We start from the raw sequence: 14796 nt of genomic DNA on the forward strand, positions 1-14796 counted from the left end.
ACTGTTGGAGATGTAGATATTCCTGCGCAAATTCCTGAACAATTTCGTATGGTATAAATATGGGCAGAAACACAATAAATACAACGAATTCAAGCCAATTTCATATTGGGAGTTCCGGATATAGCCAATTGTTTTACGCGAGGCTCAAACCACAGCTTCCAACAGTATGTTTCCTTTGCGGAAGTACCTGGGATTCGCTGACATTGAAAAGGATTGACAGCGTCCTTGATCTTTCAATCTTCTCCGCTTACCTCTTCCTCTCTTCCATTATAGTCATATTACTATCCCGGAAAATGACATTCCGTTTTTCAAAATATCTCCCTTCGGCAGCCCAGTTTTTCTTTGGAGGAATGTTCAGTGCCTGCACAGTTTACTATTTCAAAAGCACATCATCTCTTCTGACTTTCCTTTTCCTTCTCTGTCTGGCCGGAATTCTTGTCTGCAATGAGTTTCTGGAGAAAAAATACAGCAATGCCCAGGTCGCATTTACATTCTGGAGCATCTGTACAGTCATGATCCTTAACTTCCTTATTCCCGTACTCACAGGTATTATGAATTCATGGATTTTCCTCCTGACCATCACCACAGCACTGCTCCTCTGCTTTACAGTGACCCGGATCGCTCTGTCGAAGATCTCCCTCAAACCGGTAATATCCGTTTACTCCATTCTTGTTCTCTTTTACTTTCTAAATGTTATTCCACCTGTTCCCCTTTCACTCAAAAAGATGGCTGTTTTCAGGTCCGTAAATCGCAGCGGAAATGAGTATATTTGCAAAATAGAAAAGCCCAGATGGTACGAGCCGTTTAAATCAGGAGAGAAAGTTTACAAATATGCACCAGGTGATACTGTCTTCTGCTTCACTTCAGTGTTCGCACCAACCCGTCTGAAAAAGGAGATCTATCATCACTGGTATTATAAAGATCCCTCAAATGGTAAATGGAAAGAAACCACAAAAATCGGCTACAAGCTGACTGGAGGAAGAGATCAGGGTTATCGTGGTTTCACCTATAAGAGAAATACTCCGCCCGGTTCGTGGAAAGTAGTGCTCAAGACGAAGGAAGGGAAAACAGTGGGAATTATTCCTTTCAAAGTAGTTTCCCGTGATACTTCAGACTCGCTCAGTCTCTATACCCTGCGCTACTGAGCTTGCTAAGCCATTAGAGATCACCTATCTTTAGAAGCATGAGTGATCGGTTTCTTGGTTATATCATCATGGCAGTATTTGCAGTTTTACTGCTTTCCCCTGCCGCTTATTTTGTATGGAATACCGGAAAAACTGTTGAAACCCGGACCGTTTCCTTCACACCCATCAGCACCCTTAACTTCCTCAATATACAAGACCCGGTAAGAGTGAAAGGGATGGAGGCCGGGGCTGTGTACAAGGTGTATAACCAGGGGCAGAAAGCTTTCGTTGAGATAAAAACCTTCAAGCCCATCCAGATCTACAGGAATTACAAAATCACTGCTGCAGTGAAGGGAGTGATGGGAGAAAGATACCTGGAGATTGATCCCGGCGATCCGGAAAAAGGAGTTGTTAACAAAGGCGAAGTCCTCCATGGAGAGATTCCTTTCGGTCCTGCAGAGGTCATTGCTAAAGTCAAGTTACTATGTGAAGCAATCGATGATTATTCACGGTTAAGCAGTGATTTCAAGAACGGCACAGACAGCACTCCATCGTTTATCAGCCGTTTCAGGAGTGTTGCCCTATCATTTGATTCCATAAGCGGATCTGTTCTTGATGTTGCCGGAGAGATAGATTCTGATCTGGGAAAAGGACTGGATTCTCTTCAGAAAATCCTTGAAAAAACATCATCTATGTCAAAAAAGCTCTCGCAAGATGTCCCTGCTATGATTAAGGATGTAGAAGAGATTCTCTCCACGGCAAACAGGATGGCAGATAAAATAGACACGCTTACAAACCAGGCCGGAAAGCTGGTCAAAGGATTTGAAAAGCCAGAATTTAAAGAGTTTGAAGCTTTTCTGGCTGAGAGCAGAAAAAACCTGGCTACGCTTCGGGAACTGATTGCAGAGATTCAGGAAACCGGTCTTAAGCTCCCGATACGTCCCCGGTAGATCAGGCTTCTACAGTTTCTGACACGCCATTCTCAGTTGTCAGTATACCCTTCTCCACTGCCCATATATCGAGTTTTTCCATCACCAGTTCATAAGTACGGTCTGTAAGATCAGAGACACTTTTAGGTACAGCACCAAGAATACCCCTCGCTTCGCTGAATCCCTTTTCAATTGCAGCTTTTATCGTGTTCAGGAAATCGATACCTGCACCCTGAAAAGAATCGAAGAAGGAAGTGGCAAAATCAACTATTCTCTGTGAAGTATTCTCAGCATTCCAGTACTCCGGAACCTCTATTTCATTGCTTTCTTGAGTTTTCTCTGCTTTTCCTGCCTTTTTACCACCAAGACTCTCGAGAATACGCTCTATCATCTTCTCGCGCATCATCTGGAATTGATCTTTTGTATAGGCAATAAGTTTTTTAATCTCTTCGGGATTCCTCTCCCCTGCAATCTCAAGGTATGCTTTCTGGAATTGAATCGATTCCATGCTGAAAGTCACCTTGTCGCCATCCTTTGACAAATACTCCACAGCGTACTTTTCAGCAGAGTAATATTCGGCCACAGCCCTGGTATTGACCCTTGATTGCTGCACCGGATTCCGGGATCTGCCTCCCTCGGCAGATTTTAAATGCGAATAATCGGGGGAATTAGTAGAAAAAGGGGATGACAGTGGTCGATTCACTCCATGGATTGCCATACTTCCTCCTTGAAAATATCCTGTTCCGGACTATACACTCATTATTTCGGCATCCCGGGAAAAAACCTTTACACATTTTTTATCCTTTACAAGAATTCAGGCAGAAAAAACACAAAGAAAAGTATCCATAACAGTGGAGTTTTCTGAGCCTTTTTTTATTCGGATTTTTTTTTAAATATTTAGTTTGAATTTTCGACCTGTAATATTTATATTGAATGCGCGACATTGATCAGACCAGCATGTGGATAAGTCAATGTTGATAAGTAGTGGAAAGCATGTGAATAAAAAGTGGATTATCTTCCACTAATACAATTCGCAGAAAAAGTCAAGGGTCTCTAACTTCATGCAAATCAATCACTTATGCGCTTCAACCTACAAAACATGCTTCCAGGCCGGTGATGGATACCCCAATGATTTTCATGTTATATATTGTCAAGTCAAGGAAATGTTGATAACATGTTGGCAAACAATCTATCTGACGAATTTTCAACAACTTCTCCCTGGCCCGATTGCCTGCGGAAAATTCAGGAAAAGGTAGGTCCTGCAAGCTATGAAACATGGTTCAGAACTACCGATTTGTTCCTTTCCTCCGATGGTCAGGCAAAGATCCAGGTCCCTAACCAGTTCTTCGCAGATTTTATCGAGGAACACTTCGCTTCACTCATAAAAGAGGTATTAACCGAGGCTGACATCCAGTTTTCCTCACTTTCCTTTGTTCCCATTCAAAAAGACTGGAAAATTGTCCAGCCACTATCAAAGGAACTGGTTGAGGCACAGAGCCGCAAGATTCCCCATACGGCAGAAAAGCGCGAACAATTTCATCCGAACTATACCTTTGATAAATTCGTTGTTGGTGACAGCAACCGGATGGCATCAGCAGCCGCCTTAGCCGTAGCTGAAGCCCCCGGTAAGACATCATTTAACCCCCTTGTAATCTACGGGGGAACCGGACTTGGCAAAACTCATCTTCTTCAGGCTATTGGAAGTTTCGCACAAACAGAGATAACAGCGGAAAATGTGACATATCTTACAAGTGAAGAATTCACAAATCAGTACATAAACTATGTTATCAACAAAAAAGATTCTACCTCTTTTTACCGTAAATTCGCCAAAGTAGATCTTCTGCTGATCGATGACATTCAGTTTTTCAGCGGCAAGCCCGGTACCCAGAAGGAGTTCTTCCGCATTTTTAACAAACTTCTTCTTGAAAACAAACAGATCGTGCTCTCCTCAGACCGCCAGCCAGATAAAATTCCCGATATGATGGATCATATCATCAACAGGTTTATGGGCGGACTTATCACCGACATCCAGCCGCCAAACCTCGAGACCCGGATGGCGATCCTGAGAAAAAAAGCTGAAATCGATGGGCTTTGCCTTCCCGATGAGGTCGTTCAGTTCATAGCCGGACACATCACATCAAATATAAGAGAACTTGAAGGCACTCTCATCAAACTGATCGCATCCTCATCCTTTACAGGAAGAGATATCACGCTGGATGTGGCCAGAGAATTGTGCGGAGATGCGATTTCAAGGAAAGGTGAAAAAGTTTCTGTGAAATATATTCAGCAGAAAACTGCTGAGGCATTCGGTATAAGCCCCAATCAGCTTTCCGCACACACAAGGAAGCGCGACGTCAGCCTTCCCAGGTCTGTTGCCATGTATCTCTGCAAAAAGTGGACAAAACAGTCCCTGCGAAGCATAGGTCTGGATTTCGGCGGAAGAGATTACTCCACAGTCATACATTCATTTAAGAAAATCGAAGCCAATCTGAAAGAGAACCAGGACTTAAGGCAGAAGGTCGAGATGATCGAGGAACAGATAAAGCCGCTGCTTTAATCCAGGGAGCAGCACTTATTTCACCTCAGTGTACAAGAAAGATTTCTCCTCGAGACTGTCGAAATGACATCGAGAAAATTACGGGGAAAGCACGACTACTCAAGAGAACGATTTCACTGCTTCTTCAAGGGTATCGAAGCTTTCGATTTTCTTATGCAGATTTGTAATTACAAGTAAATTACTGATCAGGTGGTTCGCGAGCGCTAATTTAAGATCGCCTTTCAGTTCAGAGACTCTGTTTTTTATATCCACTATTACCGCCAGTCCCATGCTGCTGAGATAATTGACAGCAACCAGGTTGATTACAAGCTTGTGTTTACCATTGTCAACAAGATCGTGCAGTCTGGTTCTCAGAACCGCGATATTCTCCTGAAGAACATTGCCATCGATGATAACCTCAGTTATCTCTCCCAACTCATGAATTATCAGTTTCATATTCCTTTTCCATTGTTATATTCCCTTTTTCTTTATGATTACCTAATTCTATTTCTCCGGCTTTGATCAATTTCAAGAACACCTCTACAATTTCAGGGGCAAACTGAGTTCCGCTCCCACTCTTTAACTCCTCTACAGTCTCAGTGAAATGGAGCCTCTTTTTGTATGTTCTCCCCGAAATCATGGCATCGAAGGCATCGGCAACTGCGATTATTCGCGCACCGGCCGGGATCTCCCGTCCGCGAAGCCCGTGAGGATATCCGGAACCATCGTATCGCTCATGATGATGGAGGATGTAAGGGATCTCCTTTTCCAGAAACTTGAGATCCTTGAGCATGTTTACAGCAATATCCGGATGTCTCTTGAGGATTTCATATTCTCTCGATGTCAACTCTTCCGTTTTCACCAGGGTTTCATTCCTGATGCTTATTTTTCCGATATCATGCAGAAGAGCCGCGTTTCTTATCACCTCGATCTCCTGCTCCGGGAGATTCAGATACCTGGCGATCTTCACAGAGTACTCAGCCACCTTCTTCGAATGCTCCCTTGCAAACGGGTCTTTGGCATCAACAGCCCGGATCAGCTCATCGATAGATTCCATGTAGGTGTTTCTAACCTTCTGTGAGATCTCCTGAAGTTTGCTTTTCAGTTCCTGAATTCCGCTTCTGTCAATAGTTTTCTCTTCCTGTGAATCGAAATCCTTCCAGACACGTATGAGGTTTCTTCCCTCCTTTTTTGCCTGGTAAAGAGCAGTATCAGCCCTCTCTATCAACTCCTGCTTTGTTTTGATATCATTGCGGTACTCCGCGATCCCGATACTCACAGTAACATGTACATTGCGGTTATCATTCTGAAAAACATAGCTGTCAATTGCAGAATGAAGTTTACTGGCAAAAATCAGGGCATTCTCTGCCTTCTGGTTGGAGATAATCAGGAATTCCTCTCCCCCGTATCTTCCACAGATATCAACTTCCCGTGATTTTGTTTTCATTATTGTAGCAAGCTGCCGCAGGACAAAATCCCCGAACTGGTGTCCATAGGTATCGTTTATGATCTTGAAATGATCGACATCGATAAGCATACAGGACAGCTCGCCGCCATAGCGGTGTACCCGTTTGAATTCGAAATCAAAGCGTTCCTGTAAAAAGCGATGATTGTAAAGCCCTGTCAGCCCGTCGGTGATTGAAAGCTCGACCAGTTGCTTGTTTTTCCGGTCAAGCTCCTCCATCAGCACCTTCTCGGAAGCCAGCGCGAGACGCAGATCATCGAGAGCCTTGTTTAGCTGCTTCTCTGCGAGTTTTCTTTCCGTAATATCGGTGAGAGAACCAGCTATTCGTACCGGCCGTCCCCACTTGTCCCGCAAGGCGGTACCCCTTACCTGAACCCATCTGTAACTGCCGTTTTTATGCTGTATTCTGTGTTCATTCTCGAAATATTGTGTCTTGCCATCGAGATGGTCCTGGAGTTTTTTCCTGACTTTCTTTATATCGGATGCATGAATTCTCAAAAACCATTCATCTATCCTGTTCTCTATCTGGTTGCTCCTGAATCCAAAAGTCGATTTCCATTGATCGCAGAAATAGATCTCATCGGTGAGCAGATTCCAGTCCCATACCCCGTTTTTACTCCCGCGGATCGCCAGTGAATATCTCTCCTCACTTGCACGTAACGAATCCTCCGCACATTTACGAGCAGTAATGTCTCTAAGCGATAGCAGCTTGGCAGACACACCATCCCAGATAGTCTCTACAGTCCTTGCCTCCAGTACTCTGCCGGAGCCGCGCTTACCGTCAATCCTGATTTCAAATGTATTTCCGGATCTCACCGGAAAAGGGAACACTCCTGTTTTCTCCTCTCCGATACTCAGCATTTCCAGGGCGGCAGGATTGATAAAGAGTATCTTCTTGCGCTTATCAATGATGACTACCCCATCTTTAGAACTGAGGATTACATTCAGAAAACGAGCTTCTGTGTGCTGAAATTCCCTGATATTCTCCTGCAAGCCCCGGGATGTGCTTCGTTGCTCATCAGCCATGAAAACCGCATTGATAAGGAGAGAACTGCTGAGGCTCGCTTTGATAAGACACTGGATACAGGGGACACCCAGAGAGGGGATATCTGCCCTGGATTCGACCAGTCCGATTACAGGGGGTGCATTTTCCGTTTTTAAAATCTTCAGCAGTGAGTTTCTTTTCAGGCCGTCTGAAGGCGGGCTCAACAGTATAACATCGAACTGTTTCTGTTCCAGTTTCTGTTTAATAAAGGATGGCGTACAGGAGCGAGTTACACTGAACCTGCGATCGCTCCCGTTTTCTGAAAGTAAAGAGCGGATACGAGAGGCATCAGCAGCCTTCTCATCTATTACCAGGATCCTTGTAGCGGGATTCTTCCGGGGACTGTCGGGTTTATTGATTATCAAGAATTCTCTCCGTCATCAACTACTACGGAGATTTTACAACACCTGCACGCAGCCCGTCAACAGCCCCCTTTATTTTCTCTCAATTTCCCGTTTTTGTGGCGTTCAGGAGTCCTCCTGCCAGGAGGATCTTTTTTTCACGGTCAGTCAGAACAACCGATACTTTGACAGTTTTTCCGTCCGAAGTTTCAAGAGTCAACATACCGTTTCCTGAGAGAGCCTCTCTGACACCTTTTATCTGGACACTCTGTCCCTTTTCAAGAAGCCCGTAATCATCAGGATTGATAAAGATGGCGGGAATGATGCCGAAATTGATCAAGTTTGCTCTGTGAATACGCTCAATCGATTTTGCCAGAACCATCTTTACACCAAGATACATCGGGCAAATTGCAGCGTGCTCACGGGATGATCCCTGACCATAGGACTCACCTGCTACTATCAGATTGTGGATGCCCTTTTTCTTGTTCTCAAGAGCAGTCCCGGAAAACTCAGGATCTTCCCTCTCAAATACGAATTCTGAATATTTTGGTATATTTGAGCGGTATTTCAATCTGCTTCCGGCAGGCATTATATGATCTGTAGTGATCTTATCCCCTACCTTGATTGTCACTGTTCCCCGTATGGATTCCGGGCAGGGATCGCTTGCAGGCGGCGCGCCTATATTGGGACCACGGAAAATCTCCACCTTCGACGGGTCATCAGACGGATTGAGCACCATACTGTCATCAGTATCGAAATATTCCGGCTCAGGAATGTCGGGATATTGATCATCTGTAAATACACTTCTGGGATCGGTAAGCTTGCTTGTAAGGGCAGCAGCTACAGCGGATTCGGGTGATGTCAAGTACACATCAGCACTCGGTGTACCGCTGCGGCCGTAAAAATTGCGGTTTGAGGTGCGTACCGACACACCACCTGTCCTGGGTGCCATGGAGTTTCCGATACAGAAGCCGCACGCACTCTCAAGGATCCTCGCTCCTGAGGAGATAATATCGGCCAGCGCACCATTGCGGGCAAGCATCTGAAGCACCTGACGCGAACCGCACGCAAGCCCCATTGTCAATCCGTCAACGACTTTCTTTCCTTTCAGCAATGATGCTACAAGCATTATGTCACGATAAGAGGAATTGGTGCATGAACCTACAAGCACCTGGTCCACTGCTATACCGTCAAGGTCAGCGAGACGCTTGATATTTCCCGGAGAATGTGGACAGGCGGCCAATGGTTCCAGCTCTGAAAGATTGATACTGATGACTTTATCGTAAGTGGCATCAGTATCAGCAGAAAGAGGCACAAAGCACTCCTCCCTCCCCTGTGCTCTGAGAAATTTACGGGTGACCTCATCTGAGGGAAAAACAGAAGTAGTAACCCCCAGTTCTGCTCCCATATTTGTAATTGTAGAGCGCTGAGGCACACTGAGAGTCGCAACTGCAGGGCCACCGTATTCAATGATGGTACCGACATTCCCTTTTGTGGTCAGAATCTCCAGAACCTTAAGGATTATGTCCTTAGCTGCAACCCAGGGCCTTAACTTCCCTGTCAGTTCCACTTTCACAACTCTGGGGTATGTCAAATAGAAGGGCCCTCCACCCATAGCCACTGCCACATCGAGTCCACCGGCCCCGATGGCTATCATCCCTAAACCGCCACCGGTTGGTGTATGAGAATCACTTCCAAGCAGTGTCTTTCCCGGACAGCCAAATCTTTCCAGATGCACCTGATGACAGATACCGTTTCCGGGTTTGGAGAATCTGATCCCGAATTTTGCTGCCACTGTTTCCAGATATTTGTGGTCATCGGCGTTTTCAAATCCATCCTGGATCGTATTATGATCAACGTAGGAAACAGAAAGCTCAGTTTTGACTTTGTCAAAACCAAGCGCTTCAAACTGGAGGTAAGCCATGGTACCGGTAGCATCCTGTGTCAAAGTCTGATCGATCCGGATACCTGCTTCCTGCCCGGCTTCAGCTTTACCCTCTATTATATGTGCATCAAGAATTTTCTGTACTACATTCTTACCCATGAATGTCTCTCTTTCTAAAGTTCAACTGGAATTACACGCTGTATTGATAAATGCTGTTTCCGAAAAATAGAAATTACCATCATCGTGAACAACCAAAAGAAATATCAGTTTTTAAAAATCAGGCTCAGCGGTCGACCAAACCCTTCAATACCTCTCTGAGATCACTCTTTTTCAACACATCACGCATAACAATCGGTTCGTAGGGGTTATCACCCGGAAAAACGGCCAGGAAAGGAACACTGCGGGAGCCAAGATGATGAAGGAGTGATTCTATAACAGGATCAGGCCTTGTAAGATCAGCCTTGATTAGAAGGACATTTTTCGCCTTGAGCAATTCCTTTATATCCGGGGAATTAAGTACCGCTATTTTATTGTATTGACAATTCATGCACCAGGAAGCGGTAAAATCAACAATCACATGGCGCCCGGTGGTGTGGGCATCACGGAGCAATGGGGGGGAAAAATCGAACCATTCGCCCTTTGAAACTACTGATTCAACAACTGATAATGAATGCTTTTTATAGAAGACACCAAAGTTCAGGTAGAGAGCCGCTCCCGCGATTACCATGGAGATTATAATCATAGTTGCCTTACGCCTGATACCAGCCCCCCAGGGAGCGAATCTGGTGTAAACTATCACCGCAAACGCAAGGGAAACACACAGCCCGATAGTGCTTATTATCATGTCCTGAGGAAGGCCTTTCATCAGGTAAACAGCCATTCCGATTAAAACAAACCCCATCAGATATTTAAAATCCTTCATCCATATTCCGGGTTTGGGGACAAGCCTGGAAAGACTGTTGCTGGAGGCAAACAGAACATAGGGAAAGGCCATCCCAATACCGATCGAGGCAAAAACCGTGAAAACGACCTGGGTTGATTGGGTAAGAGTCCAGGCCAGGGTCGCTCCAAGAAGAGGACCACTGCAAGGGGTTGCCAAAATAGTCGCAAACATCCCTTTGATGTAGTCTCCAAGCAGCCCGGAACCGCCCTTCTTTTCCATGTTTGAAATGGAACCGGGTAGTATAATCGTAAATACATCAAACATCCCCAGTGCAAACACCACGATAAGTGCAATAATACCTACCAGGATTTTGGGATTCTGGAACTGCCCCCCCCAGGAAAACCTGGCAAATGATGCAAGGGCCGCAAGTACCATAAAAACCGAAAGCATACCACCGGAAAATGACATACTGCGCCTGAGCGCCAATGATCTGGAACTTTCTCTTGCCTGAGAGAAAGAGAGGATTTTTATCCCCAGAACCGGAAGCACACAGGGCATCACATTCATTATCATGCCTGCTGTAAATCCAAACAGCAGGGCCAACCACAAATTAAAATTGATTTTTTTCTCAACAGGGCTGTAGTCCCACTCCTGAGTCTTTTTGTGTTCTTCAGGAGCTTTTTCCTGCATATTAATAACAGGAAGTGCGGTCAGGGAGGACAACCGGGCTAATTGAGCGGCTTTTTGAATCATGATAGATTCGCTTGCACGGTCCAAAGCTATAGAAAACAGCGGTTCGCCCACGAAAATTCCGTTGTCCGCAGAGGGGGATTTACCTGCATTTATTGTAAAGGGAACTTTTTTTATAACAGGGATACAGGAATTGTGGCATATCAGTCCGTCAATTCGAATAGAGCCGTCTGTTTTCCCGCTCCAGCCCGGTGGAATGATGCCTCTGATAAAAAAGAATGTTTCGTTTTCGTATGCCCAGACCCAATCGCCGACAGATGGTTTGAATTTGCGGGGACTCATCTTCTTTACATCCAGCCAGTTGATCCCCTCTCCCCCTTCAACACCGATTTCCAGAGGTTTACCTATTCCAGGCCCCAACGGATTCCCATAAAGGTGAAATTTTGCTGGAATTTTGACCTGGAGGCCCAGTATTACCGTGTCTCCGGGAGTGAAAAATTGCCTGGAAGAAACCACTCTGACCTGCAGGTCATCTGCTGCCTGAACTTTGGAAAAGGGAAAGATTAAAACGGCAAGAAGAAAAACTGAGATCATTGTTGCAGTAATGGGTTTAGGGTTATGGTACGCAGGATGTTGACTGAAAGCCATCTGTTCCGATTCTCCTTAACCTGAGCTACTTTCTATTACGAAAGCGACAAATATATATTTCTTTATAATACTACCGGTTTCAGCATCGTGCCGAGTGTTTTCCTTCACCTGTGCACAGGATACCTTCGGTAATGATGCAGCAAAGGCTGGACTGGGACAGGTATAAAAATCAGGTAAAAAATAAATATAGAAAGAGACCTGAGGTAAAGGAAGGAGAAGTGGATGAGTTCCGGACAGCAAATTACCGAAGAAAAATTCGTTGAAGAAAACATTCGGGCTGAAGATGCTATTACTAAGGGTAATCTTCCGGAAGCAGCACGTATCCTGGTTTTTGTTGTAGAGCAGGATCCAGAAAACTGGCGCGCGTTCAACAGCTTCGGAATTATCTCATGGGCACAAAAGTACTGGCTTGATGCTTTTGCGATGTTCAAGAAATCAGTATCGATTAACCCGATCTATTGCGATGCTCTGATTAATCTGTTCGATGCCTCACTGAAACTGCGAAAAGTTGAAGAAGCTCTCCCCTATTTTGAAAAAGCACTGCAGGTAAACCCTGATCTTGGGGAAATCCGGATCATACGGGACAGTATAGTCCAACAGGGCCAGGATATCTACACCAGCAAGCGTGCTCTTTCAATAGGGTTTTACAGCCCTCTTATCGAAGAAGCTGAGAAGGAACTTGAGGCAGGTAATCTTTTTAAAGCCATGGAGTTATTCCTTCGTGCCAACGATGTTGAGGGACCAAGCGCAAAGGCATTCTGCGGGCTGGGAATAATCTCTTATTACCAGAAGAGATACCAGGATGCTTTCACACTGTTCCTGGAATCAATTAAACTCAACCCTTCAGATCCCGATACTTACCTTAATCTGCTCGATGCCGCAAAAGAATGCGATCTGGTCGGAGATGCCATAAAGGTTTATCAGGCATACAGACCTGATTTTTCATCTCTGGAGTCGATTTCAGAGGAATTCGAATCCGCCGTAAATCCTTAATTCCTTGTTTTTCAGGGATTTATGATTTTTGCCGGGGAAAAAGCAGAAAAAAGCTAAAGTGCCCCTTAAAAGTTACCGATATCATAAATGTAACAACCCAGAAGCTCTAAGCACCTCCCTTGTGTGCCTGTTCTCTCAGCTTCCCCGCATTCGAGAGAACAGAAGAGTAAAGGGTAAAATTAGTTTCAATATAAGAAAACGGGTATTCTGCAGAATACCCGTTTCTTTTTATGCTCTTATCCCCTTATCCTGCCAGAGTGTATTTTTAGAAAACAAATCATCTGCCCTGAGCCAAATGTTGCAAAATGTTCAATTCAGAAAACTCACACACAAATGTTTGCCGGAACTCCTCCGCACTACTTCTGTTTCTGTTTTCTTTATTGATCTTTGAAGCAGAAAGCAAGACACGCAATACACCTTTATCTCTTTCAAAAACCGATCAGCTATATCTTTCCGGTGATAAGACCCGGGCACTCGAAAACCGGTTACGCCCTTTTCTTGAGAGCAGGATCAGGAGATCGGTGCGATCCGCAGGATTTCCCCGCATTAATCCCGACCAACTCCCCCAGGAAAGCGATTTCCTGAGACTTGCAAGAGAATGGAACAATCTCTCTTCTGAGTTTAAAGCACTCTATAAGCAGGCTTCACGGATTCCGGATTCCTTTTCTGTCTATAACTCTCCAGGTGGTAATTTTGAGATTTACTTTACCACGTCCGGTCCTGACAGTGTAAACCCCATAGATCTTTACGGTTTCAGAAGTGAAAACTGGTCCAAAAAAACAGAGCAAAGCAACGGTATACCTGATTATATCGATGAGGTCGCCTGGGCACTGGACAGTTGCTGGTCCGCGATGGTCAACCGCTTTGGGTTCCAGCCGCCCATTGCTTTACGTGACCCGGCCCATCCCTCCGATAAATACAAAGTTGTAGTGGAAAATCAGGCACCCTCCTACTATGGACTGACATGGGTTGATGATCCCGGCGACAGGAAAAAAGGCTATCCAAGTTACCTGACACTGAGAAACGACTGGTCCGGCAGTGAATGGAGATCAATGGGCTATGATAAACATCCGGAAGACGGAATAAGGGTTACCTGTGCTCATGAACTTTTTCATGCTGTACAGTATGCCATGACCTGGAATGTTCAAAACGGCATTTACCTTGATGATTATCCCCTGACCTGGATAGAGGGATCGGCTGTAATGATGGAGGAAACCATCTTCGATTACATCGATGATTACCTGCAGTATACAGACAGCTATTTTCTCAATCCCGGCATGTCATTTCTCAACCAGATACAAAATAATGTGATATATACCAATTCACTTCTGATACTTTACCTGTATAAATTTGCAGGTAATACTCCCGGAATTGACTTTTTAAGAAATGTTTTTGAAAATAATTACCTGAAGAAAACTCCATTTCATGAAAACCTGCGCCTGACCGCCCTCTCCATGGGGAAACAATGGGTTGACCTGCTGGGTGATTTCCATACCAGTTCTTTTTTCTCAGGAACACGCGCAGATACAGGCAGATTCCTCAATGATGCAATACTTTACCTCCAATGGAGTTATCAGGAGACAAACAGCTCTGCCGGAAACATGCAAAAAACTGTAAATCCTTACGGGATGGCCCGATTCCATTTCACATCCAGGAATGATCATAATGACACACTGTTTATCACTCTAAGAAGTGTAGAGCAGAAATACTACTCTGATCTTGGCAGAACCTGGGATGCTAACATGATAATCAGAAAAAGTACAGGTGATTCTGTGGTACCTTTACAGCTTGATTCCTGTGGAAATGGTACTATTTCTGTTCCAGGCTGGAAGAGTACAGATGAAATAATCGTACTTGTCACAAACGGACACCCTTCACTTAAAAGTGATTTTGCCGTTTCTTTTCAGTATTGCGATGTTACTTACATTGCCGGAAGCAGTCAGGTTATTCCTGCTGATACCAACGACAAGAATAATAAGGCTTCTGTGCTCCTTTACACAAAAAAGGATCTGCGGTGTCCTCTGGATATTTCAAAAATTGAAGATCAGGAATTGATCGATTCGGCCAGAACCAACTCGTTAAAACCACTTTCATCCCTTTTCCTGGTCGACTACCCGGCAGCCTGGAACAGTTCATCAGCCGCAGATTCCGTATCCATCACCCTTACAATATTCACCGGGTCATCAGACTTAACCAGTAAAGCATCGATTTACAGATGGGATGCAGATCTGTCTTCCTGGGAATCCACCGGTCAGGG

At 44.8% G+C, this 14796-nt stretch carries 10 protein-coding genes; 5 read left to right on the plus strand and 5 right to left on the minus strand.

The features are described 5' to 3' along the window. The first annotated feature begins 128 nt into the window (after positions 1–128). Both GX089_09860 and GX089_09865 read left to right on the plus strand, forming a co-directional pair. Positions 129–1145, plus strand: a complete 1017-nt coding sequence (locus GX089_09860) for a DUF2914 domain-containing protein (protein NLP02787.1) — start codon at positions 129–131, stop codon at positions 1143–1145. Between the two features lie 38 nt (positions 1146–1183). Then, positions 1184–2074, plus strand: a complete 891-nt coding sequence (locus GX089_09865; protein NLP02788.1) for an MCE family protein — start codon at positions 1184–1186, stop codon at positions 2072–2074. Position 2075: 1 nt separating this feature from the next. Here GX089_09865 and GX089_09870 read toward each other — a convergent pair whose 3' ends face one another. Further along, on the minus strand, positions 2076–2771 hold the full coding sequence (locus tag GX089_09870; GenBank protein ID NLP02789.1) for a DUF5610 domain-containing protein: 696 nt from the start codon (positions 2769–2771) through the stop codon (positions 2076–2078). A 456-nt stretch (positions 2772–3227) separates the two neighbouring features. Here GX089_09870 and dnaA point away from each other — a divergent pair, with 456 nt between their 5' ends. Next, positions 3228–4610, plus strand: a complete 1383-nt coding sequence (gene dnaA / locus GX089_09875) for a chromosomal replication initiator protein DnaA (protein NLP02790.1) — start codon at positions 3228–3230, stop codon at positions 4608–4610. 99 nt (positions 4611–4709) lie between these two features. Here dnaA and GX089_09880 read toward each other — a convergent pair whose 3' ends face one another. From GX089_09880 to GX089_09895, 4 genes are all read right to left on the minus strand, one after another. Further along, positions 4710–5045 (minus strand): STAS domain-containing protein, encoded by a 336-nt coding sequence (locus tag GX089_09880; protein NLP02791.1) that lies wholly within the window; start codon positions 5043–5045, stop codon positions 4710–4712. Then, positions 5026–7464: a diguanylate cyclase gene (locus tag GX089_09885; protein NLP02792.1), complete on the minus strand. Its 2439-nt coding sequence runs from the start codon at positions 7462–7464 to the stop codon at positions 5026–5028. The genes GX089_09880 and GX089_09885 overlap by 20 nt, the downstream gene beginning before the upstream one ends. Positions 7465–7543: 79 nt before the next feature. Then, complete coding sequence (locus GX089_09890) at positions 7544–9484, minus strand: aconitate hydratase (GenBank protein ID NLP02793.1); 1941 nt, start codon at positions 9482–9484, stop codon at positions 7544–7546. Between the two features lie 124 nt (positions 9485–9608). After that, positions 9609–11546: a hypothetical protein gene (locus GX089_09895; GenBank protein ID NLP02794.1), complete on the minus strand. Its 1938-nt coding sequence runs from the start codon at positions 11544–11546 to the stop codon at positions 9609–9611. A gap of 222 nt (positions 11547–11768) precedes the next feature. Between GX089_09895 and GX089_09900 the strand changes: the two genes are divergently transcribed. Together GX089_09900 and GX089_09905 are read left to right on the plus strand one after the other, a co-directional pair. Continuing rightward, entirely contained in the window at positions 11769–12539 is a 771-nt protein-coding gene (locus GX089_09900) for a tetratricopeptide repeat protein (GenBank protein ID NLP02795.1), read from the plus strand. A gap of 521 nt (positions 12540–13060) precedes the next feature. Next, positions 13061–14796: hypothetical protein (locus tag GX089_09905; protein ID NLP02796.1), on the plus strand; the 1736-nt coding region annotated here is incomplete at its 3' end.

The organism is Fibrobacter sp., from assembly GCA_012523595.1.
GTDB lineage: Bacteria > Fibrobacterota > Chitinivibrionia > Chitinivibrionales > Chitinispirillaceae > JAAYIG01.

What these genes read in the sequence shown, in the direction of transcription:
- GX089_09865 (NLP02788.1), top strand. Translation starts at nt 1,184, where the DNA reads ATGAGTGATCGGTTTCTTGGTTATATCATCATGGCAGTATTTGCAGTT.
- GX089_09880 (NLP02791.1), bottom strand. Translation starts at nt 5,045, where the DNA reads ATGAAACTGATAATTCATGAGTTGGGAGAGATAACTGAGGTTATCATC.
- GX089_09895 (NLP02794.1), bottom strand. Translation starts at nt 11,546, where the DNA reads ATGGCTTTCAGTCAACATCCTGCGTACCATAACCCTAAACCCATTACT.
- dnaA (NLP02790.1), top strand. Translation starts at nt 3,228, where the DNA reads ATGTTGGCAAACAATCTATCTGACGAATTTTCAACAACTTCTCCCTGG.
- GX089_09900 (NLP02795.1), top strand. Translation starts at nt 11,769, where the DNA reads ATGAGTTCCGGACAGCAAATTACCGAAGAAAAATTCGTTGAAGAAAAC.
- GX089_09870 (NLP02789.1), bottom strand. Translation starts at nt 2,771, where the DNA reads ATGGCAATCCATGGAGTGAATCGACCACTGTCATCCCCTTTTTCTACT.
- GX089_09890 (NLP02793.1), bottom strand. Translation starts at nt 9,484, where the DNA reads ATGGGTAAGAATGTAGTACAGAAAATTCTTGATGCACATATAATAGAG.